Below are 21,858 nucleotides of genomic sequence, written 5' to 3'. Positions count from 1 at the left end.
CCGATCGATGGTGTTTTCATCAGGTCCTTAACCGTTTGACCGTTTTTGGCCGCTAGTCTCGCGGCATGAACCGTCTGCTGCCTCTTGCCGATCGCGCCGCGCTGCCGCTGCTGAAGCTGCTGGCGGCCGCCAGCCTGCTGTTCCTGCTCGCCTTCGCGGCAACGCTCGTCATGGCCGTCGGCCGGGCGAATGCCGAGCCTGTCGCCTGCACGGGCAAGGACATGCTGGCCGAACTCAAGCAGGGCGATCCGGCGAAATACGCCGCCGTCGAAGCCGAGGCGGCAAAGGTCGAAAACGGCAAAGGCCTGCTGTGGAAGATCGAGAAACCAGGCGTCGCCCCCTCCTTCTTGTTCGGCACCATGCATGTCACCGATCCGCGCGTGACGACGCTGATGCCCGCCGCGCAAGCAGCCTACGATGCGGCCGGCACCGTCGTCATTGAGACGACGGAGGTGCTCGACCAGCGGAAGATGATGGCTTCGATCATGCAGAAGCCGGAACTCATGATGTTCACCGACCAGACGACGCTGGCATCGTTGCTGCCGCCGGGCGAGGCCGACTTCGTCAATAAGGCTCTGGAGGCGCGCGGCATCCCGCCCTACAGCGTCGTAAAGATGAAACCGTGGATCATCACCACCATGCTTAGCGTGCCGGCCTGCGAGTTGCAGCGCAAGGCGGGCGGCGCGCCTGTGCTCGACGCCAGGCTGGCGCAGGATGCGGTCGCCGGCGGCAAGAAGCTGGAAGGGCTGGAGACCGCAGTCGAACAACTTGAAGCCATGGCCTCGCTGCCCATCCAGTTCCATGTCCAGGGCTTGATCGATACGCTGAAGGTCGGCGCCCGCATGGACGACGCCAACGAAACCATGATCCTGCTCTATGTCAGCGGCGACATCGGCACGGTCTGGCCGCTGTTTCGGGCAACGCTTCCTGGCGGCGAGACCGACGTGGCGTTCGAAAAAACGATGATAACGGCCCGCAACCACACCATGGCCAGCCGCGCCGGTCCGATCCTCGACGCCGGCAATGCCTTCATCGCCGTCGGCGCCATGCATCTGCCGGGGCCGGAAGGTCTCGTCTCGCTGCTGCGCCAGGCAGGCTACGCCGTATCGCGCACCGATCAGGGTTGAGCGGCTTCTCCGTTCACGAAAAGGGTGATTTGGAGCCGGCTCATACTTTTGTTAGCGTCCGTATGTCGCCAATAGCCAAGAGGATCATGCGGATGAAGAGACTTCTGTTGATTGCGGCCGGCATCGGCCTTGCCACTTCCGGCGCCAGTGCCTGTGAATTCCAGCGCTCTGCCAAAGCGGCTCAGGTCGACACGACGGTGGTGGCGAGCATCGCCATTCCGCAGTCCGAGCCCATAGCCCTGCCGGAAACCCCGGCCCAGACGCCACAGCAGATCGCGCCGACGGCTGAATAATCGGTTGCTTGCCGTTTCCGGCAGGCTGCGCGCATGGCCCACGCCATGCGCTTTTTGTTTCGGCCCATGGCCCCGGTGCGACGTCTGCATGGCTTGCAACGTCGGTTCGGACCTCCTGTCAGGCGATTGTGAAACCGAATCGCTTGTTGCGCGTTGTCCTGCCATCGAAAGTGATGGAGGACGACAATGGCCAATCCCGAACGCGTGCCGGATCCACGTTTCAATGATCCGATCAATCCGGTGCCGCCGCTCGGCGCCGACCCGCTCGATCCGCGCCTGACCCCTGCCAATACGCAGGATCCTTACATCGACAACCGCACCGTGGTGCAGGAACGCAAGAGCGGCAGCGGCGTGCTGATTGCCGCCATCGTGCTGGTTCTTGCCGTCGTGGCCTATTTCGTCTTTGCCCCGGGCACGGCGAACACACCGGCTACATCCGAGCAGCCGGCGGCCACCGAGCCCGCCACGCCGGCACCCGATGCATCGGCTCCCGCAGCGACCGCTCCGGCGACGCCTGCCCAGCCCGCGCCTGACGCTGCTGCGCCCGCGGCGCCTGCGCCGGATGCAACCGCCCCGGCCGCTCCGAATGCAACGGCTCCTGCCGAACCGGCTCCCGCTCCTGCGCAGCCGGCCCCGGCCCAGTAACCCAAACCCTATCCCGGAATGGACGGCCCGCTTCGGCGGGCCGTTCTCGTTTGCGCAATACCTGCACAACCCAGCCTCATTGTTGGCGGTCGACGATGGCAATCCGTCAAGGAAGAGATCCTCACTTCATAGCGAGACGGGATAGAGGACGATAAGACTGCGCATATTAGCCTCCAAATACTCATTGATACTCCTCTCGGCTGCAGCGATTTGGTTCCTCGGTCCTCCGGCGCTGCGGTTTGCGGTAGGCATCGCGACCGACAAATATTATCACTCCAGAGAAGTATGCGGCCCGAGTGAAGGGTGCGCCACCATCGTCTATGAGAGCAAGTTATCGGTCAATTCATATGTCAAGAAATATTTCTTCATCGGAAGTTGGTTCAATCACCCCGTCGTAAACGATGACTACTTCATGTTTGAAGATGGCGCCGAATTCTGCTTCATCGACACCGCTGAGGGCCGGTACAAAATCTATGCAAGTATGCAGCCTGCGGTGAACAACCTCGTACCCTATGTAGAAATCCATCCTCTCAATGAAGCAGGGGACCACTGCAGATCGTTTTGAGGCGAGTTGCACCCGACAGCATTGGCTGTCAGGCGCAAGCGCTCCCAAGGCCTACGATCAGATATGGATCGGCTTGAACCAGGCGGCGAGCGCCGCTTCCTTGATCGCTTCCGACATGGTCGGATGCGGGTGGCAAGTGCGGGCGAGGTCTTCCGCCGAGCCGCCGAATTCCATCAGCACCGTCGCCTCCTGGATCAGTTCGCCGGCGCCAAAGCCGACGATATGGCAGCCCAGCACCTTGTCGGTGGCCTTGTCGGCCAAAATCTTCACGAAACCGTCGGTGTGCAGCATGGCGCGGGCGCGGCCGTTGGCGGTGAAGGGGAATTTGCCAACCTTGTAGTCGATGCCAGCCTTCTTCAGCTCTTCCTCGGTCTTGCCGACCGAGGCAACCTCGGGGCTGGTGTAGACCACGCTGGGAATGACGTCGTAATTCACGTGGCCCTTCTGACCGGCGAGAATCTCGGCCACCGCCACACCTTCGTCTTCCGCCTTGTGGGCCAGCATCGAGCCCTCGATCACGTCGCCGATGGCATAGATGCCTGGCACGCTGGTCTGGAAATGGCCGTCGGTCTTCACCCGGCCGCGCTCGTCCAGCGCGACGCCGGCCTCCGCCAGGCCGAGACTGTCCGAATAGGGCCGGCGGCCGGTGGCGATCAGCACGGCGTCGGCCTCGATGGTCTCGGCGTCGCCGCCCTTGACCGGCTCGAAAGTGACGCTGGCGCCCTTCTTCGACTTCTTGACGCCGGTGACTTTCGAGCCGAGCTTCAGGTCGAAACCCTGCTTAGCGAGCATGCGGGCGAACTGCTTCGCCACCTCGCCGTCCATGCCGCCGAGGATCGTGTCCAGATACTCGACCACGGTGACCTTGGAGCCGAGCCGCGCCCAGACCGAGCCGAGTTCCAGGCCGATGACGCCGCCGCCGACGACGACCAGATGCGCCGGCACCTTGTCGAATTCCAGCGCGCCGGTGGAGGAAACGATCACCTTCTCGTCGATGTCGACCTTGACGCCCGGAATGCCGGCGACGTCGGACCCGGTGGCGATAACGATCGCCTTGGTCTCCAGCTCCTGCGTGCCGCCGTCCTCGGCTGTCACCAGAACCTTGCCGGCGGAGACGATACGGCCGGTGCCGCGAATGCCGTCGATCTTGTTCTTCTTGAACAGGAAGGCGACGCCGTTGACGTTGGCGGCGACGGTCGTGTCCTTGTGCTCCATCATCTTCTTCAGATTGAGTTTTGGCTTTGCGACCTCAACGCCGAGGGCTTCCAGCCCGTGGTCGACTTCCGAAAACATTTCGGACGCGTGCAGCAGCGCCTTCGACGGGATGCAGCCGATGTTCAGGCAGGTGCCGCCATAGGTGGCGCGCTTCTCGACCACCGCGACTTTCAGCCCGAGTTGCGCCGCCTTGATGGCGCAGACATACCCTCCGGGGCCGCTTCCGATGATGACGACGTCATAAGCCATTTTGTGCTTCCCTATCGCGCCGGCGCCGGACGCCCGGCGTCACAGATATAATGTCGAATGCCCTTCTTTCACCGACACCGTCACTCCTGGCAACCGTTTAGCGCGAAAACGTCCCATGGAAGTTTTGCAAGGCTCGCGACCTCGGGCACCGGGGAGAAGCGGAGCGAATGCGTCAGGTCGGCGAAGATCAGTTTTTGAGGCGCATCCTGCCCCTCGGCGGGCAACAGGCCGATAGTGCCGGAAACATCCGACGTGTAGATGACACCCTGCCAGACGGTGCAGGCTTCCAGCTCGGGACCAGTCACGTCTCCAATCGGGCATTTGTAGCTCAGCACCCCGTTCGGCCGGGCGACGCCGTCGCTCCACATGACGATGCCGTCGAGCACGACATCGCCGATCAGCAGGCGAAAACTGTTGGTCACGGTGGCGTTGCCGCCGGTTGGACGGAATTCAAGCGAGCCGGCGTCCTCGACATCGCGATAGGTGGAAAGCTCGATCGGGCAGGCGGCGAGGGTAGGAGAAGAGAGGGTGACGGCAACTGCGGTGATTGTTGCTTTCCATAATCGCTGCGCAATCGTAGGCGCATCTGCTCTGCGTTTCCAAAGCCCCACAGATGAAAATAGGCTGCCGGTCCTCATCTCATCCCGCCTGCACCAGCGGTGCGCTGAAGGCCCAGACATGGCCGAACGGATCGCGGATCCTGCCGTAGCGCGCGCCCCAGAACTGGTCGCCGACCGGCATGGTGATCTTGGCCCCCGCGGACGCGGCACGCTTGATCGCGCGGTCGACGTCGATGGGGAAAGCCAGGTTGACGTTGACCGTCAGCCCGGCGCCGCCGCGCGACGGCGGCGACATCACGTCGGGCGCGAGTTCGGGGAACTCGTCATGCAGCATGATTTCGGAGCCGAACATGGTCAGGTTGGCGTGCATCACACGCTCGCCATCCTCAGCCATCTGCTGGAAAGTCTCGACTGCCCCGAACGCCTTTTCGTACCAGGCGATCGCCTCCTGTCCGCCCTTGACGCACAGATGCACCTGGATCGGCGGGATGTCCGGTTCGAAAGCCATCGGCATCCTTCTGAAGGCCTGGAGCATCCTGTGCTCCACGCCTCGAATGTAGCGGAGAGGACGTGAAACGGAAGGCACAGTGTGGCGCGCGGGCCGGTCCAGCAAGGAATGATGTGGCGCCGACCGCTTCGGGCACTATGGACGAAGCACCTGTTTGATGCCGCTCAAAAGACGAGCGGGATCAACATCAGCAGCAGGCCGGCGATCGAAACCAGCCAGACCAGCGTCCTGACAACCGGCACGCCCGTTGCATATATCGGAAAATAGATCACCCGCGCCGCAAGCCATATCCAGGCGCCGGTCGCGCCGAGGCCTCCCGTCTTGCCGGCGACGACCAGTGCCACCACAAGCGCGACGAACGCCGGATAGGTTCTCCAGCAAGTTGCGCAAGGCCCGTCCAAGCCGGCCGGCAACGATGCTGCGTGAGATGCGGCCCTCGTCCCGCGGACTGAAGAGATATTTGGGGCCGAGGTCATATGTGGCAAAAGCCTGTGCCATGACCTGGACCAGCAACAGCACGACGCTCCAGGCGAGAACGGTGATTTCCGCGGATGCTGCTGCGGCTTCCATTACGAACCCTTCCAGCCAAGCGATACGACGAGCATTACCTATCGAACACTTGCAGGTGAACGCCGTTTAGGAAAGCCCGATTTTGATCGTCGTGGCAGATTTTCAAGAAAGCAAATTCACCGACGCCAAGGCAATTGAGCGGTTACGAGGCTCAAAATGAAGAGAACGATCGAGGCGATGAAACTTGCCGCTCCCAGTGCCAAGAAGAGAAACACTTCCAGCGGAGCAAGCACGCCGGAATAGGTTAATCCGAGGGCGCCGCCATAAACTATCGCGCCACTGACCCCCAACCACGCCGCATAACGGCGTAGTAGTCGAATTGCTTCTGTGACGAGGTCAGTATCCACGTAGGCTGAGGCCTCCTACAAATCCAGCACCAGGCGTTCCGGATCCTCCAGGCTCTCCTTCACCCGCACCAGGAAGGTCACCGCCTCCTTGCCGTCGACAATGCGGTGGTCGTAGCTGAGCGCCAGGTACATCATCGGGCGGATGACGATCTGGCCGCCGACCACCACCGGCCGGTCCTGGATCTTGTGCATGCCGAGGATGCCCGACTGCGGCGCGTTGAGGATCGGCGTCGACATCAGCGAGCCGTAGACGCCGCCATTGGAGATGGTGAAGGTACCGCCCTGCATGTCGGCGACCGTGAGTTTTCCGTCGCGGGCGGCGAGGCCCAACCGGCCGATCTCCTTCTCGATCTCGGCGATCGACATCTTGTCGGCGTCGCGCACCACCGGCACGACAAGACCTTTCTCCGTGCCGACGGCAACACCGACATGGGCAAAGTTCTTGTAGATGATGTCGGTGCCGTCGATCTCTGCATTGACCGCCGGGATCTCCTTCAGAGCATGCGTCACCGCCTTGGTGAAGAAGCCCATGAAGCCCAGCTTCACGCCGTGCTTCTTCTCGAACACGTCCTTGTACTTGGTGCGCAGATCCATCACCGCCTTCATGTCCACCTCGTTGAAGGTGGTGAGCATGGCGGCGGCGGACTGCGCTTCCTTCAGGCGTCGCGCGATGGTCTGGCGCAGTTTGGTCATGCGCACGCGCTCCTCGCGGCCTTCGTCGGCAGGCGAGGAAGGGGCGCGGGCGGCCGCCGGAATGGAAACGGGAGCGGCGGGAGCCGACGCGGGAGGGGCAGTGTTCGCACCCTTGGCGATGGCTTCCAGCACGTCGCCCTTAAGCACCTGGCCACGCTTGCCGGAGCCAGTAACCTGATCGGTCGCAAGGTTGTTTTCGGCCAAGAGTTTCGCGGCCGACGGGGCCGGCGGCATGTCGCGCTTCTCGACCGGCGCTTCGCCGGCGATCGCCGCGGTCTTGGCGGCGGCTTCCTTGGTCGTGGAGGCACCCGCCGCCCCGGCGGCCTGGGCCACCGCTTCAGGCTTCGTGGGCACGGCTTTCGGTTCCTCGGCCTTGGCTGCAGGCTTTGCGCCCGCGCCCTCCGAGATCGAGCCGAGCAGCGCTCCGACGCGGACCGTCTCGCCATCCTTGGCAGCGATTTCAGAAAGCGTACCGGCGGCAGGCGACGGCACCTCGATGGTCACCTTGTCGGTTTCCAGTTCGAGCAGCGGCTCGTCTGCGACGATCGTGTCGCCGACCTTCTTGTACCACTTGCCGATCGTCGCTTCGGAGACCGATTCGCCGAGGGTGGGGACGCGGATTTCGCTGGCCATTTGGTTCCTGCCCGTTGGTGCCTGGTGGGTTCTATTCGCCGAGAGCGTCGTCTAGGAAAGCCTGCAGCTGCGCCAGATGCTTCGACATCATGCCGGTCGCCGGCGAAGCGGCTGCCGGCCGTCCGGTGTAGCGCACGCGCTGGTGCTTTGCGTCGATATGGGCGAGCACCCATTCCAGATAGGGGTCGATGAACGACCAGGCGCCCATGTTCTTCGGCTCTTCCTGGCACCACACCATCTCGGCGCCGCGGAAGCGCGACAGCTCGTTGATCAGCGCCTTGGCCGGGAACGGATAGAGCTGCTCGACGCGCAGCAGGTAGACGTCGTTGATGCCGCGCTTCTCGCGTTCCTCGAACAGGTCGTAATAGACCTTGCCCGAACACATGACGACGCGGCGGATCTTCGAATCCTTGGCCAGCTTCACGCCCTCGCCGGACGCCGCATAGGTCTGCGCGTCGTCCCACAGCAGGCGATGGAAGGCGCTTTCGCCGGACATTTCCGACAGCGTCGACACGGCCCGCTTGTGGCGCAGCAGCGACTTCGGCGTCATCAGGATCAGCGGCTTGCGGAAGTCGCGCTTGAGCTGGCGGCGCAGGATGTGGAAATAGTTGGCCGGCGTCGTGACGTTGGCGACCTGCATGTTGTCCTCGGCGCAAAGCTGGAGGAACCGCTCCAGCCTCGCCGACGAGTGCTCAGGCCCTTGGCCCTCATAGCCATGCGGCAGCAGGCAGACGAGACCCGACATGCGCAGCCACTTACGCTCGCCCGACGAGATGAACTGGTCGAACACCACCTGCGCGCCGTTGGCGAAGTCGCCGAACTGGGCTTCCCACAAGGTCAGCGCCTTCGGCTCTGCCAGCGAATAGCCGTATTCGAAACCGAGCACCGCCTCTTCAGACAGCATCGAGTTGATGACCTCGTAGCCGGCCTGCGCCGGCGAAAGGTTGTTCAGCGGGATGTAACGGGTCTCGTCGCGCTGGTCGTAGAGCACCGAATGGCGTTGCGAGAAGGTGCCGCGCTCCGAATCCTGGCCGGAAAGCCGGATCGGGTTGCCGTCGAGCAGGATCGCGCCGAAGGCCAGAGCCTCGGCGGTCGACCAGTCGATGCCTTCGCCGGAATCGATCATCTTGCGGCGCGTCTCAAGGAAGCGCGAGATGGTCTTGTGCGCCTCGAAATCCTTCGGCGTCTCGGTCAGCTTGCGGCCGATCTCCTTCAGCGTCTTCAACGGCACGGCGGTCTTGCCGCGGCGCAGCTCGTCCTGGCTGTCGGCGGTGCGCAGGCCGGACCACACGCCGTCCAGCCAGTCGGCCTTGTTCGGCTTGTAGGCCTGGCCGGCCTCGAACTCGGCCTCCAGTCTCGCGCGCCACTCGGCCTTCATGCGGTCGAACTCGGCCTGGTCGATCAGGCCTTCGCCGATCAGCTTCTCGCCATAGATCTGCAGCGTCGTCTTGTGGGTGCGGATGGTGCGATACATGATCGGCTGCGTGAACGCCGGCTCGTCGCCCTCATTGTGGCCGAAGCGGCGGTAGCAGAACATGTCCACCACCACCGGCTTGTGGAATTTCATGCGGAATTCCACCGCCACCTTGGTGGCATGCACGACCGCTTCAGGGTCGTCGCCGTTGACGTGGAAGATCGGGGCCTCGATCATCTTGGCCACATCCGACGGATAGGGCGACGAGCGCGAGAAGCGCGGATTGGTGGTGAAGCCGATCTGGTTGTTGATGATGAAATGCAGCGTGCCGGCAACGCGGTGGCCGCGCAGGCCGGACAGGCCGAGGATCTCGGCGATGACGCCCTGGCCGGCAAAGGCCGCGTCGCCATGCAGCAGCAGCGGCAGCACTTTTGCGCGCTCCTCCAGCGGCACGATCTCCTCGCGGTTGCGGCCGTAGAGCTGGTCCTGCTTGGCCCGCGCCTTGCCCATCACGACCGGGTCGACGATCTCCAGATGCGAGGGATTGGCGGTCAGCGACAGGTGCACCTTGTTGCCGTCGAACTCGCGGTCCGACGAGGCGCCGAGGTGGTATTTCACGTCGCCCGAACCCTCGACGTCGTCGGGAGCAGCCGAGCCGCCCTTGAACTCGTGGAACACCGCGCGGTGCGGCTTGGCCATGACGTTGGTCAGCACGTTGAGCCGGCCGCGATGCGCCATGCCGAGCACGATCTCCTTCATGCCCAGCGAACCGCCGCGCTTGATGATCTGCTCCAGCGCCGGGATCAGCGATTCACCGCCGTCCAGGCCGAACCGCTTGGTGCCCTTGTATTTGACGTCGATGAATTGCTCAAAACCCTCGGCCTCGATCAGCTTCTGCAGGATGGCCTTCTTGCCCTCCTTGGTGAAGGTGATCTCCTTGTCGGCACCTTCGATTCGCGCCTGGATCCAGGCCTTCTCCTCGGGGTCGGAGATGTGCATGAACTCGACACCCAGCGTTGAGCAGTAGGTGCGGGTGAGGATCTCCAGCATCTGCCGGATGGTCGCCGATTCCAGCCCCAGCACGTTGTCGAGAAAGATTTTCCGGTCGTAATCCGCCTCGGTGAAGCCGTAGGCGGTGGGCGACAGTTCGTTATAGTCCTCGATCGGCTTGGCGAGATGCAGCGGGTCGAGGTCGGCGTGCAAATGGCCGCGCATGCGGTAGGCGCGGATCATCATGATGGCGCGCACCGAATCGCGGGTGGCCTGATGCACCTCGTCGTCCGACATGACCTTGCCGTTGGCGACGGCCTTGTCCTTAACCTTCTTCTCGATGACCTTTTCGATCAGGCCCCAATTGCCGTCGAGCGCCGAGACCAGCTCCCCATTGGCGGCGATCGGCCAGTTGGGCTTCGACCAGGACGCGCCCTTGGCGTTCTTGCGGACGTCGCCGGCATCGTCCTTCAGCGCACCGAAGAAGTCCCGCCATTCGGGCGACACCGACTGCGGATCGTCCTCGTAGGCGGCCTGCAACTGCTCGATGTAATCGGCATTGCCGCCATAGAGGAACGAGGTGATGGAAAATTGGTCGTTGGCCTGATCTTGTCGTGCCATCTGCCTGTTCGAAGCTTTTGGGCTTCGTCTCCTTTTAAGAGCGAATAGCGAGTAGCGAATAGCGAGTAGGGGAAAATGGTACCCGCCCGCTTCACCTTCTTCCCTATTCGCTACTCCCTATTCGCTATTCGCTCTCTCAACCCTTGATCGCTTCCACCAGCGTCTTCCCAAGCCGCGCCGGGGAGGGCGAAACCTTGATGCCAGCCGATTCCATTGCCGCGATCTTGTCCTCGGCGCCGCCCTTGCCGCCGGAGATCACCGCGCCGGCGTGGCCCATCGTGCGGCCGGGAGGGGCTGTGCGGCCGGCGATGAAACCCGCCATCGGCTTGCTGCGGCCCTTCTTCGCCTCGTCCTTGAGGAACTGCGCCGCGTCTTCTTCCGCCGAGCCGCCGATCTCGCCGATCATGATGATCGATTTCGTCTCGTCGTCGGCCAGGAACATTTCGAGGATGTCGATGAATTCCGTGCCTTTCACCGGGTCGCCGCCGATGCCGACCGCCGTCGACTGGCCTAGGCCTTCATTCGTCGTCTGGAACACAGCCTCATAGGTAAGCGTTCCCGAGCGCGAGACAACGCCCACCGAGCCCTTGCGGAAAATGTTGCCGGGCATGATGCCGATCTTGCACTCGTCCGGCGTCACGATGCCCGGGCAGTTCGGTCCGATCAGCCGCGACTTCGACTTGTCGAGCTTTGCCTTCACCTTGACCATGTCCATCACGGGGATGCCCTCGGTGATGCAGACGATCAGCGGGATTTCCGCCTCGATCGCCTCGATGATCGCCGCAGCCGCGCCTGCCGGCGGCACATAGACGACCGAGGCATTGGCGCCGGTCTTCTCCTTGCCTTCGGCGACGGTGGCGAAGATCGGCAACGGCACCGAACCGTCCCAGGTCGTGCCGCCCTTCTTGGGATGGATGCCGCCGACCATTTTTGTGCCGTGATAGGCCAGCGCCTGCTCGGTGTGGAACGAACCGGTGTTACCGGTCAGCCCCTGCACCAGGATTTTTGTGTTCTTGTCGATGAGAATGGACATCGAGTCTCCTAAAGCCGCTTCAGTTCCGTGACCGTCAGGTCGCTTTTGGCATTTCCGGTATTCAGGGTCGTCGCCGGTTCGAACATCAGAACCACCGGTTCCTCGGTCAGCGAGCGCGGCCGGTGCTCGACGCCGCGCGGCACGACGATGAAATCGCCCTCGTCGAGTTCCACCGGCCCGTCGCGGAAATCGATGGCGATCTTTCCGCGCAACACCAGGAACGCTTCGTCTTCGTTCTCATGCGCATGCCAGTCGAACGCCGTGCCGAATTTCGCCACCTTGGCCTGGCTGTCGTTCACGTCACCGGCGATATGCGGATCGAAGACCTTTTCGATCTTCTGGTCCGCCGCGGTGACGAGGTTGATCTTGCGGGGAGGCATCTTCTCAGGTTCCTCTGGCGCGTCAGCGCAGACTAGGGGCGATGCGAGCCTTGTGCCAAACAAACCACCCAACCACCGCGACGCCAAAAAGCCAAACGATGCCGAAGAGGAATATTGAAGCCTGTCCGCCTATGCATTCGCTTTCATCTATCGCGCAGGTGGAGGTTAACCCCCGATAAAGCCACAGAGTTACTGCGGCCGAACACAGAAACATGATGGTGCCCGGGATCAAGGCTCTCAACATCGCCACGCTGACAGATATCAGCATCGCCAACAGCGGCCCGGCCAGCACAACGACCACCGTTGATAGGCCGAGGCTCATGGCCTTATCCCTTCACCGCCGCCACGATCTTCTTGGCCGCGTCATCCAGATCATCCGCCGAGGTCACGTTCAGGCCGCTCTCGTTGATGATCTTCTTGCCGAGCTCGGCATTGGTGCCTTCCAGCCGCACCACCAGCGGCACTTTCAGCCCGACTTCCCTCACCGCGGCGATCACACCCTCGGCGATGATGTCGCACTTCATGATGCCGCCAAAAATGTTGATCAGGATACCCTTCACCGCCGGGTCCTTGGTGATGATCTTGAAGGCCGCCGTGACCTTTTCCTTGCTGGCGCCGCCGCCGACGTCGAGAAAATTGGCCGGCTCGGCGCCATACAGCTTGATGATGTCCATGGTGGCCATCGCCAGGCCGGCGCCGTTCACCATGCAGCCGATATTGCCGTCGAGGGCGACATAGGCGAGGTCGTATTTCGACGCCTCGATCTCCTTCTCGTCCTCCTCGGTGGTGTCGCGCAGCTCGACGACCTCCGGATGACGGAACAGGGCGTTGTTGTCGAACGACACCTTTGCGTCGAGCACGCGCAGCCGGCCGTTCTTCATGACGATCAGCGGGTTGACCTCGAGCAGGCTCATGTCCTTCTCGACGAACGCCTTGTAGAGCGCCGGGAAAACCGTTTCGCCGTCCTTCGCCGCGTCACCGTCGAGCCCGTAGGCGGCGTTGATCTTCTTCACGTCGTCCGCAGTGACCCCCGTTTCCGGGTAGATCGCCAGCGTGATGATCTTTTCCGGCGTGTCGTGGGCGACGCCCTCGATGTCCATGCCGCCTTCGGTCGAGACGACGAAGGCGATCTTGCCCACCGAGCGGTCGACCAGCAGCGACAGATAAAGCTCGCGATCGATGTCGGCGCCGTCCTCGATATAGAGACGGTTGACCTGCTTACCGGCCGGGCCGGTCTGCTTGGTCACCAGCGTGTGGCCGAGCATCTCGTTGACGTTGGCGACCACGTCGGCCACCGACTTCGCCAGCCGCACGCCGCCCTTGGCGTCGGGGCCGAGTTCCTTGAACTTGCCCTTGCCGCGCCCGCCGGCGTGGATCTGGCTCTTCACCACATAGAGCGGGCCGGGCAGGGCCTTCGCCGCTGCTTCCGCTTCGCTGGCCTTGAGGATGGCGACGCCTTCGGCCACCGGCAGCCCAAAGCCCTTGAGCAGCTGCTTGCCCTGGTATTCATGGATGTTCATGGCTGGCCTCTCGCTTGCTTCGGGGCTCGATTATTTCAGGCTGGACGCGATGGCGACGCAGGCGTCGCAAAGACCCTTCACCGCGGCGACCGACTTTTCGAACATCGCCTTCTCGGTGGCGTCGAAGTCGATCTCGACGATGCGCTCGACGCCGCCGGCGCCGATCACAACCGGCACGCCGACATACATGTCGCTGATGCCGTACTGGCCGGAGAGATGCGCGGCGCAGGGCAGCACGCGCTTCTTGTCCTTCAGGTAGCTCTCGGCCATGGCGATCGCCGAGGAGGCGGGCGCGTAGAAGGCGGAGCCGGTCTTCAGCAGGGCGACGATCTCGCCGCCGCCTTTCCGGGTGCGCTCGACGATGGCGTCCAGCTTCGCCTGCGAGGTCCAGCCCATCTTGACGAGGTCGGGCAGGGGGATGCCGGCCACGGTCGAGTAGCGCGTCAGCGGCACCATGTCGTCGCCATGGCCGCCAAGCGTCATCGCGCTGACGTCCTCGACGGAAACCTTGAACTCGTCGGCGAGGAAATAGCGGAAGCGCGCCGAGTCGAGCACGCCGGCCATGCCGACGACATGGCTCTTCGGCAGGCCGGAGAATTTCTGCAGCGCCCACACCATGGCGTCGAGCGGGTTGGTGATGCAGATGACGAAGGCGTTCGGCGCGTGCTTGGCGATGCCGGCGCCCACCTGCTCCATCACCTTCAAATTGATGCCGATCAGGTCGTCGCGGCTCATGCCCGGCTTGCGCGGCACGCCGGCCGTGACGATGCAGACGTCGGCGCCGGCAATGCCCGCATAGTCGTTCACGCCGGCATAGCTGGCGTCGAAACCTTCGACCGGCGAGGATTCGGCGATGTCGAGGCCCTTGCCCTGCGGGATGCCTTCGGCGATGTCGAAGAGAACGACGTCGCCCAGTTCCTTGAGTCCGATCAGATGGGCGAGCGTGCCGCCGATCATTCCGGAGCCGATGAGGGCTATCTTGCTGCGTGCCATTTCGGAAGGGATCCCTGTCTTTGAACTGTCGCGGAGAACGCGCTAGAAGTTGGCGACGGGCTGGAGAAAGCCCGGGATATCGCCGCTGCAATAGACCGGTGCGCCGTCATTTTCAACCGGTTATTTTGACCTCAATAGTTTCAATCGGTTAGATTGATTTGTGTTTACGTAAACGTCAAAAATACAAACTCCATGACATCTCTGGAGGGGTGCATGGAAGGCGTCGTTGGCGCGGGTCGAATATACTGGAACTGCATCGGACAACGCCGGTATCGCCAACATCGCGCCCGGCTGGGAACATTCAGAGACAGATTGACGGCCCATGTTCGACATCCCTGTCGGCCGTCAATGGCCTTCAGGCTTTCCTGCCGGAACTGCGCGCGGGAGTCCGGCTGCATCCTCGACAGCGCTCCCGGCATCAAAGCTAGGCCTGCCGCACCAGCCATGCACGAACGCCCTGGAGCGTATTGAAATCCTCCAGGCTTCGCGCCGGGATGTCGCGATACGCGCTGGCCGCCATGTCGCTCAGCGCCCGCCCCGGTCCAAGTTCCAGAAAGGCCGTCGCCCCGCCTTCGACGCAGCCTTGCAGGCAGTCGGCCCATTGCACCGTTTGAGACAGTTGCGCCGCCAGCCCGTCGAGACCGGCTTCGGCCTGGATGACAGGGGAGCCATCCACGCCGCTCAGCAGCCGCGCGCCGGATGTCGGAGAACGCAACAGGCTGACATGGCGCAGGCTTTCACGAAACAGCCCGGAAGCGCCTGCCAGCCGCTTCGTGTGGGATGCGACCTCGACCGGCACGTCGACGACGCGGATGGCGTTCATCGCCCTAGCCTCGCCGGCGAGCGCATCCAGCGCGGCGCGGCTTCCGCCGAGCACGAACGCATCCCCGGGGTTGACGATTGCGATCGCGGCATCATGCCTTTCGCAAAGGCTTTCGATCGCCTCGCGGGAAAGGCCGCGAACGAATAGCAGCCCGTCACCTGCGGGAGAAACGGCGTCCATGGCGTCCGCCCGGCGCGCGACCAGGTCCAGCGTGTCGGTCATGCCGAACAGCCCTGCGACACCCCAGGCAGCGACCTCACCGACGCTGTAGCCGGCGACGATCGGCCGGCCGGGCAGCGCGTCCCGAAGCGCCACGGCGGCGGCCAGCGCCTGGAGCGTGCAGAGGATCTGGCCGGTGCGGTTCCTGTGGAGGGCCTCTTCGGTTTCGGCCCGGACGAAGTCGCGCGGGTCTCGGCCGCCGAGCAATGTCGCAGCATGGGCAAACAGGCCTGCTGCCTGCGGGGCGTCGCTGGTCAGGGCGAACATGTCGGCATGCTGCCGCCCCTGGCCGGAACACAGGATCGCGAGAACCATGCCGGCTACGGAAACAAGAGGGCGATGGCGACCGCCATCGTGGCGATGCTCACCATGGTGCTGCCGATCACCATCGAGCCGACCGTCGCCGAATCGAGCCGGTAACTCACGGCGAAGAGAATGCCGAAGAACCCCGCCGGCACGGTGGCGAACAGGATTGCCGTCCTGGCGATGTCGGCCGGCACGGGCAGCAGGAACACGACGGCAACCGTGAGCAGCGGCCGGACGATGTCGGCCAGGACGGTCGCGCCGGCGATCTTCCAGTCGAGCTGGAACGCCTGTGCCGAGAGGATGAGGCCGGTCAGGAACAGCGCCACGCCGGCGGCCGCCTGCCCCATCACCGTCAGGCAGGCCTGGACGACGGGATTCAGCGTGAAACCGCACAGCGACAGCAGGATACCGAGCGCCGGGCCGAGAACGATGGGTTTTGTCAGCGCACGCCGCAACGCGCCGGCCATGCGTCCCCTCGCGCCGCCAGCCTCGGTCCCTTCCTTCCGGTTGCCCATTTCGGCGATCACCAATGTGATCGGGCTGACCAGGATAGAGCCCGCGGCCATGGCGACCGCGAGCGCCACCGGGCCTGTCGGCCCGAGCAGCGCGGATGCGATCGGCAGTCCGACGCCGCCGAGATTGGGAAAGGCGATGGTCAGAGCCTGAGCCGATGCGCTTGCCTTGCCCGTCGCCAGGAAGAAGCGGGCGATGCAGTACCAGGCAAGATACACGAGCAGCATGACGCCACCGAGAATGGCAAAGAGCGGCGCCTGGGCAAGCAGTTCGCCGCGCGGGGCCGACGCGGTCGCCGCAATCAGCGACGCCGGCAGGGCGAAGCTCATGACCAGGGTGTTGAATCCGTCGACTTGATGGTTTTCGACGATTTTGAACCTTCCGGCGCCGTAGCCGAGGGCCATCACGAAAAACACGGGGGCGAGCGCCAGCAGGATCGTGTTCATCATCGGGGAGAGGTCCGTTCCTGCGCCTCGACGAAAAGCGTCATGGCAAGAAGATCGGCCGAACCGCCGGGGCTGAGACGGCGGGCGACGAAGCCATCGTGGATCGCGCTAGCCCGCTCTCGCCAGCCAGGCATGCCGACGCCGCCTTGCTCGATAAACCTGTGCGCAGCGTGGCGCGCGAAGTGCAGGCCGCTCGACCCGCCGCGATGCAGCAAATTGGTATCCTCGACGGCTGCGATGAGGGCAAAACAAGCCTCCACCCTTTGAGCCTCGACATCGCCGGGGGCCCTGAGCGCACTGCTTCGCAACGCCGGCAAGCCGACATGGTAGACGCTGGGAAAGCCCAGCGCGGCCTCCATCCGGGCACCGCCTGCGCCGAAGCGGCGACGCGCCATGACGCCATGGCTATGCGGGATCACCGGTCCGTCGACGATGCTGCGGCCCCAGAGCCGCAAGACCACCGTTCCCAGCGGCGACGCGGATTCGACAAGTCCGCCGGCCTTCGCACCGGCGGCGGCGCACAGCAGCCCCAGGCCGAATATCGCACCGCGATGGGTGTTGATTCCCGATGTCGCGGCGAGCATCGCGGCTTCCGCCTCGAGGCCAATGGTCCGCAGCCGTCCCATCGCGCAGCCGTTCGCACCGGCTTCGGTCAGGGCTTCGAAATACGGCTCGATGGCCCTCGCGCTGGCGCGGAACATGTCGGCGTCCATGTCGTCGTGGCTGCCGCAATCGATGTGACTGACAAGGCCCGGCTTCGGCCATGTCTCCAGCTCCTCGACAAGGCAGCGCACCGCGCACGCCGCGATAGCCCCGGCATCGGAAAGGCGGGGCGCATGCAACCCAAGCGGAAGCGGCCGCTCGGCGATGAAAGCCAGGGCGGTGCTCACGACGGAATCCTTTCGGGAAGGAAGAGCCTTGCGTCGAGCAAGGCGACGTCCGAGGCGGTCTTGACGAGGATCTCCTGCGCGCCGGCATGGAATTCCCGCCAGTTTACCGCGGCGCCGTCATAACGGACCAGTTCCCCGTCCAGCCGCATCGGCGCAGCCCTCTCGATCCGCGCCATACCGGCGGTCAGGCGGCGAAGATCGGTTGCGCGGTGGACCTGTAGGAGCAGGTCGAGATCGGAACGTTCGGTCAGGTAGTCCAGTCCCGTCAGCGCTTGCCACGCGAGGCTGCCGAACACCCTCGCCTCCGCCGCATGCCGCGAGGCGAGATCGTCGAGGCCGTCAAGCGTCGGCCACCATGCGCGCGGCGCCGATCGGGCGGCTTGCTGCAACGCAGGCGGCGGAGCTGCCGAGACGACATCCTCCGGCCGAACGAGGAACGAAAGCCGCTTTTTCCCGGCGGACGGCGGCAGCGGCAGGCCCAAGGGCACGCCGTGTCCTTCGCCGGGCATGGCGCGGCGCAGGACGAGCGGCCAGCCTTTGTCGGCCCAGAGTGCGACCAGCGGATTCGCGGCGAGATCACGCCGCGTCGCAAGCATCGAACGCCACGCCGCCTGATTGACGAAGATCAGGTCATGGCGCCGCATCGGCGGTTCAGCGGGCTTGAAGTGCGAGCTCACGGACGCGCTCCGCGATGTCATGTGCCTTCGGGCGACCGCCGCGCTCATTGCCTAGAGCATCGCGGCGGTCATGCGCATCCGGCATTTCAGCCAGCAGCGGCTCCAATTGTTGCGACAACGGTGCGGCCTCATCCCAGATGATATGAACCGCTCCAGTCTGGGCGAGATTTTCGAGACCCGGCGCAAAGACGGGCGTCGACTTGGCCTTCTGTTCAAGCACCTCGACCGAGAGCTTCGTGACCTTGGACATCGACGGCAGGTCCATCACCGCTGGCGTGGCGCCGGGCAGTCCGACCAGCACCCTGGTGGCGAGCGCCGTCGCGAGGAATGCTCCGGCGGCCGAGTGCCCGTAGAGCAGGCCGATTGTCGGTCGGCCGTGAAGATCGGCGTAGAGCAGGGACTTCCCCAGATGGGCAAGGAACTCGTTCAGGCCCAGAAGTTCGTCGCGTTTGCTCATGCGCTGGCTGTCGCTGTCGACGACGACGAGGATCGGGCCGCTTCCGCCTTCGACAGCTTCCAGCACGTATCCGGAGAGGCGGATGGCCTCGTCGATCCCAAGCGCGGTCATGTCCGCGACACCGATGACGAGCGCGCGGCCGCCGGACCGGAGCGTGCCCGATCCGAGAATGACGCCTTTGTCGTTCTTCACATCGTGGCCGTCGGGAAACAGCGAGGAGAGGATATCATCGAGCGTCACGGCTGGACCTCCGGACTTTGTCGGCGAGAGCGATGAAGCGGTCGGCAGGCAGCGCGGGGACGGATGCCGCGTCTGGAACGCCTTCCGCGGTCCAGATATCGACCGCATCCGGACAGGCGCCGAAACGCAGCAGCCGATCCTCAAGGCGCGATTGCTCGGCCCGCAATGTCTCGATGCCGAAGGACCCGGCCGAACCGAGCAGTTCCAGCGCGGCATCGCGAAAATCCTGCACGGTGTCGTCGACGAAGGTTTCGGCGGCGCCGAGAAGCCGCCGATGCTTGCCGCCCATCGTGCGCCAGACCAGAGCGTGGTCGCGCGAGTCGAATTCCTCGACGCCGCGGTTGGTCTCGATCACCTCCGGGCCGGACACGGCGATGCGGCCCTGCTCGGACACGGCCAGCGCCGAACAGCAGCCGGCGATCAGTCCGCCGCCGCCATAACAGCCGGCGCGGCCGCCGATCAGCCCGATGACCTTTGCGCCGGCCGTGCGCGCTTCGATGACAGCGCGCATGATCTCGGCGATGGCCAGTTCGCCGGCATTGGCCTCCTGCAGGCGCACCCCGCCGGTCTCGAACAGGATCAGCACCGGCATCGAGCCGATGTCGCGGGCGGCGCGCAGCAGGCCGGTCAGCTTGGCCCCATGCACCTCGCCGAAGGCGCCACCCATGAAGCGGCCTTCCTGCGCCGCGACGAAAACCGGCGAGCCGTCGAGGCTGCCGCGCCCGACGACGATGCCGTCGTCGAACTGCTCGGGAAGATCGAAGACCTTGAGATGCGGGCTGACCTCGCGCATCTCAGGCCCGATGAATTCCACGAAGCTGTCGGGGTCGAGCAGAAGCCGGACCCTGGTCCGCGCCGACGCTTCGTACCAGCTTGCAGCCCGGTCCGGTCCCGCCGAGAACGTGGCTGTCCGTGTGGGAGACCCGCTCATTGGTGCTCCTCCATCAGGCGAACGGCGTGGGCCAGGCGAAGCGACACGGTGTCCGGTCGCGCGCCACCATCGTTGATCGAAAACTTGAGACCACCGGGCGAATAGCGCTCGACGAAATCGGCCACCACGGCATCCCACACGTCGCCGAACCCATTGGCGGCGGTGCGAATCTCGACGAGGCATTCGTGATCGGGCAGGACGCGCTCCACCAGCACTTCGAGATTGCCGGACGCCACCACGCCAATGATCGCCATCTTCCGAGCCCCCGCGGCAGGCTGGCGCGCGTCGTGGCGCAAGCTGAGATCTTCCATCGGATTGCTCCTGTCACCAGTTGCGGAATTTCGAGGGCGGCGCGTAGAGGCCGCCCGACCAGTGCACGAGATCCTTGATCGACCGGGCCGCCAGCATGCTCCGGTCGGCATCGAGCGGATCGATGCCGAGGTCTTCCGGCCGTCGGATCGCCCCGCGCTCGCGCAGGCGCTGGACCATTTTGGCATCGCGGCGGCGGCCCGCCTCCGTGTAGCCCGCCACGCCGCGGATCGCCTGCTCGCGCTCACGGGAGTCGCGGCAGAGCAGCAGGTTGGCGATGCCCTCTTCCGTGACGATGTGCGTGACGTCGTCGCCGTAGATCATCACCGGCGCCAGTTCGAGGTTCAGCTTCTCGGCAAGCGCCAGGGCGTCGAGCCGTTCGACGAACAGCGGTGCGTTTTTCTCGCCAAAAGTCTCGCCGATCTGCACGACCAGCTTGCGTCCGCGCCGCAGCAGCGGCGAACCGTCGGGATCGGCTTCGCGGCCGGCCTGCAGCCAGGGTTCGCTCGGATGGCGCCGTCCTCGCGCATCGGACCCCATGTTCGGCGCGCCGCCGAAACCGGCGATGCGGGACGTTGTGATCGTCGAGGAGTTGCCTTGAAGGTCGATCTGCAGCGTGGAGCCTATGAACATGTCGCATGCATAGAGGCCGGCGGTCTGGCAAAAGGCCCGGTTCGATCGCAGCGAGCCGTCGGGTCCGGTGAAGAAGACGTCCGAGCGGGCGCGGATGTAGTCGTCCATGCCGACCTCGGAACCGAAGCAGTGGATCTGCTCGACCCAGCCGGATTCGATCGCCGGGATCAGCGCCGGGTGGGGATTGAGCGCGAAGTGGCTTGCCACCTTGCCCTTCAGGCCGAGCTTCTCGCCGTAGGTCGGCAACAGAAGCTCGATCGCGGCGGTGTTGAAGCCGATGCCGTGGTTCAATCGCCTGATGCCGTAGGGCGCATAGATGCCCTTGATCGCCAGCATGGCGGTCAGGATCTGCGACTCGGTGATGGCGGCGGGATCGCGCGTGAACAGCGGCTCGACGAAAAACGGCTTGTCCGCCTCGACGATGAAATGCACGCGGTCGCCAGGTATGTCGACCCGCGGGACCATATCGACGATCTCGTTCACCTGGGCAACGACGATGCCATCCTTGAAGGCTGTCGCCTCGACGACGGTCGGTGTGTCCTCGGTATTGGGTCCGGTATAGAGATTGCCTTCCCGGTCCGCACTCACCGCGGCGATCAGCGCGACGTTCGGCGTCAGGTCGATGAAATAGCGCGCGAACAGCTCGAGATAGGTATGCACCGCCCCGAGCTCGATCTTGCCGCCGAACAGCATCGTCGCGATGCGCGCCGATTGCGGTCCGGAATAGGCGTAGTCCAGCTTCTTCGCCACGCCACGCTCGAAGACGTCGAGGTGCTCCGGCAGCACGACCCCCGACTGCACCATGTGCAGATTGTTCACTTTCGCGACGTCGACTGCCAGCAGGGCTGCCGAGAGCAAGTCCGCCTGCTTCTGGTTATCGCCTTCCAGGCAGACACGATCCCCCGGCCGAAGGATCGCTTCAAGTAGCCGCGTCACGTCGCAGACTTCTACGATCTTTCCTTTCGCCATCGCCGAACCGGCCTGGAGGCGAGCGTCGCGTGCCGTTCTCCCAACCTGCCAACTCGCCATTACCTGCTCCTGTATCGGACTAAACGGAC

At 64.2% G+C, this 21,858-nt stretch carries 24 protein-coding genes; 4 read left to right on the top strand and 20 right to left on the bottom strand.

The features are described 5' to 3' along the window. Window positions 1-65: 65 nt before the first annotated feature. From ACSBOB_RS02550 to ACSBOB_RS02535, 4 genes are all read left to right on the top strand, one after another. Window positions 66-1,127, top strand: a complete 1,062-nt coding sequence (locus ACSBOB_RS02550; RefSeq protein ID WP_442580904.1) for a TraB/GumN family protein — start codon at window positions 66-68, stop codon at window positions 1,125-1,127. A gap of 92 nt (window positions 1,128-1,219) precedes the next feature. Then, on the top strand, window positions 1,220-1,420 hold the full coding sequence (locus tag ACSBOB_RS02545) for a hypothetical protein (RefSeq protein ID WP_442580903.1): 201 nt from the start codon (window positions 1,220-1,222) through the stop codon (window positions 1,418-1,420). Between the two features lie 186 nt (window positions 1,421-1,606). Then, window positions 1,607-2,065, top strand: a complete 459-nt coding sequence (locus ACSBOB_RS02540; RefSeq protein WP_442580902.1) for a hypothetical protein — start codon at window positions 1,607-1,609, stop codon at window positions 2,063-2,065. Window positions 2,066-2,249: 184 nt separating this feature from the next. Continuing rightward, on the top strand, window positions 2,250-2,630 hold the full coding sequence (locus ACSBOB_RS02535; RefSeq protein ID WP_442580901.1) for a hypothetical protein: 381 nt from the start codon (window positions 2,250-2,252) through the stop codon (window positions 2,628-2,630). Between the two features lie 57 nt (window positions 2,631-2,687). Here the strand turns inward: ACSBOB_RS02535 and lpdA are convergent, their stop codons facing one another. The 20 genes from lpdA to mdcA form a co-directional block, all read right to left on the bottom strand. Continuing rightward, the gene (gene lpdA, locus ACSBOB_RS02530; protein ID WP_442580900.1) at window positions 2,688-4,094 is read right to left on the bottom strand and encodes a dihydrolipoyl dehydrogenase; all 1,407 of its coding nucleotides are present in this window, start codon (window positions 4,092-4,094) and stop codon (window positions 2,688-2,690) included. An 80-nt stretch (window positions 4,095-4,174) separates the two neighbouring features. Beyond that, on the bottom strand, window positions 4,175-4,732 hold the full coding sequence (locus tag ACSBOB_RS02525) for a hypothetical protein (RefSeq protein WP_442580899.1): 558 nt from the start codon (window positions 4,730-4,732) through the stop codon (window positions 4,175-4,177). Between the two features lies 1 nt (window position 4,733). Next, window positions 4,734-5,162, bottom strand: a complete 429-nt coding sequence (locus ACSBOB_RS02520; protein ID WP_442580898.1) for a VOC family protein — start codon at window positions 5,160-5,162, stop codon at window positions 4,734-4,736. Between the two features lie 164 nt (window positions 5,163-5,326). Beyond that, the gene (locus tag ACSBOB_RS02515; RefSeq protein ID WP_442580897.1) at window positions 5,327-5,506 is read right to left on the bottom strand and encodes an MAPEG family protein; all 180 of its coding nucleotides are present in this window, start codon (window positions 5,504-5,506) and stop codon (window positions 5,327-5,329) included. 342 nt (window positions 5,507-5,848) lie between these two features. After that, a complete protein-coding gene (locus ACSBOB_RS02510) occupies window positions 5,849-6,079 on the bottom strand; it encodes a hypothetical protein (RefSeq protein WP_442580896.1) in 231 nt (76 codons plus the stop codon). Between the two features lie 15 nt (window positions 6,080-6,094). Beyond that, window positions 6,095-7,405 (bottom strand): 2-oxoglutarate dehydrogenase complex dihydrolipoyllysine-residue succinyltransferase, encoded by a 1,311-nt coding sequence (odhB, locus tag ACSBOB_RS02505; protein ID WP_442580895.1) that lies wholly within the window; start codon window positions 7,403-7,405, stop codon window positions 6,095-6,097. 31 nt (window positions 7,406-7,436) lie between these two features. After that, window positions 7,437-10,430 (bottom strand): 2-oxoglutarate dehydrogenase E1 component, encoded by a 2,994-nt coding sequence (locus ACSBOB_RS02500; protein ID WP_442580894.1) that lies wholly within the window; start codon window positions 10,428-10,430, stop codon window positions 7,437-7,439. A gap of 136 nt (window positions 10,431-10,566) precedes the next feature. Next, the gene (sucD, locus tag ACSBOB_RS02495) at window positions 10,567-11,463 is read right to left on the bottom strand and encodes a succinate--CoA ligase subunit alpha (protein WP_442580893.1); all 897 of its coding nucleotides are present in this window, start codon (window positions 11,461-11,463) and stop codon (window positions 10,567-10,569) included. 8 nt (window positions 11,464-11,471) lie between these two features. Continuing rightward, on the bottom strand, window positions 11,472-11,843 hold the full coding sequence (locus ACSBOB_RS02490) for a cupin domain-containing protein (protein ID WP_442580892.1): 372 nt from the start codon (window positions 11,841-11,843) through the stop codon (window positions 11,472-11,474). A 22-nt stretch (window positions 11,844-11,865) separates the two neighbouring features. Further along, on the bottom strand, window positions 11,866-12,165 hold the full coding sequence (locus tag ACSBOB_RS02485) for a hypothetical protein (protein WP_442580891.1): 300 nt from the start codon (window positions 12,163-12,165) through the stop codon (window positions 11,866-11,868). A 4-nt stretch (window positions 12,166-12,169) separates the two neighbouring features. Next, window positions 12,170-13,363, bottom strand: coding sequence for an ADP-forming succinate--CoA ligase subunit beta (gene sucC, locus ACSBOB_RS02480; RefSeq protein WP_442580890.1), 1,194 nt, complete (start codon window positions 13,361-13,363; stop codon window positions 12,170-12,172). A 30-nt stretch (window positions 13,364-13,393) separates the two neighbouring features. Then, a complete protein-coding gene (gene mdh / locus ACSBOB_RS02475; RefSeq protein ID WP_442580889.1) occupies window positions 13,394-14,356 on the bottom strand; it encodes a malate dehydrogenase in 963 nt (320 codons plus the stop codon). Between the two features lie 424 nt (window positions 14,357-14,780). After that, complete coding sequence (locus ACSBOB_RS02470; protein ID WP_442580888.1) at window positions 14,781-15,713, bottom strand: acyltransferase domain-containing protein; 933 nt, start codon at window positions 15,711-15,713, stop codon at window positions 14,781-14,783. Between the two features lie 5 nt (window positions 15,714-15,718). Further along, window positions 15,719-16,666, bottom strand: coding sequence for an AEC family transporter (locus ACSBOB_RS02465; RefSeq protein ID WP_442580887.1), 948 nt, complete (start codon window positions 16,664-16,666; stop codon window positions 15,719-15,721). Then, the gene (gene mdcB, locus ACSBOB_RS02460; protein ID WP_442583945.1) at window positions 16,663-17,532 is read right to left on the bottom strand and encodes a triphosphoribosyl-dephospho-CoA synthase MdcB; all 870 of its coding nucleotides are present in this window, start codon (window positions 17,530-17,532) and stop codon (window positions 16,663-16,665) included. Before mdcB ends, ACSBOB_RS02465 begins: the two co-directional genes overlap by 4 nt. Window positions 17,533-17,549: 17 nt before the next feature. Further along, window positions 17,550-18,230 (bottom strand): malonate decarboxylase holo-[acyl-carrier-protein] synthase, encoded by a 681-nt coding sequence (gene mdcG, locus ACSBOB_RS02455; protein ID WP_442580886.1) that lies wholly within the window; start codon window positions 18,228-18,230, stop codon window positions 17,550-17,552. After that, window positions 18,205-18,927, bottom strand: a complete 723-nt coding sequence (gene mdcE, locus ACSBOB_RS02450; RefSeq protein ID WP_442580885.1) for a biotin-independent malonate decarboxylase subunit gamma — start codon at window positions 18,925-18,927, stop codon at window positions 18,205-18,207. The genes mdcG and mdcE overlap by 26 nt, the downstream gene beginning before the upstream one ends. Further along, window positions 18,914-19,858: a biotin-independent malonate decarboxylase subunit beta gene (locus tag ACSBOB_RS02445; RefSeq protein ID WP_442580884.1), complete on the bottom strand. Its 945-nt coding sequence runs from the start codon at window positions 19,856-19,858 to the stop codon at window positions 18,914-18,916. Before ACSBOB_RS02445 ends, mdcE begins: the two co-directional genes overlap by 14 nt. Next, complete coding sequence (gene mdcC / locus ACSBOB_RS02440) at window positions 19,855-20,169, bottom strand: malonate decarboxylase acyl carrier protein (protein ID WP_442580883.1); 315 nt, start codon at window positions 20,167-20,169, stop codon at window positions 19,855-19,857. Before mdcC ends, ACSBOB_RS02445 begins: the two co-directional genes overlap by 4 nt. 13 nt (window positions 20,170-20,182) lie before the next feature. Further along, window positions 20,183-21,829 carry a malonate decarboxylase subunit alpha gene (gene mdcA / locus ACSBOB_RS02435; RefSeq protein ID WP_442580882.1) on the bottom strand — a complete coding sequence of 549 codons (1,647 nt, stop codon included), beginning with the start codon at window positions 21,827-21,829 and terminating at the stop codon, window positions 20,183-20,185. Between the last annotated feature and the right edge of the window lie 29 nt (window positions 21,830-21,858).

It is taken from the genome of Mesorhizobium sp. KACC 23794 (assembly GCF_052180275.1).
In the GTDB taxonomy this organism is placed as follows: domain Bacteria; phylum Pseudomonadota; class Alphaproteobacteria; order Rhizobiales; family Rhizobiaceae; genus Kumtagia.
This window is presented reverse-complemented; position numbering and strand designations above follow the sequence as displayed.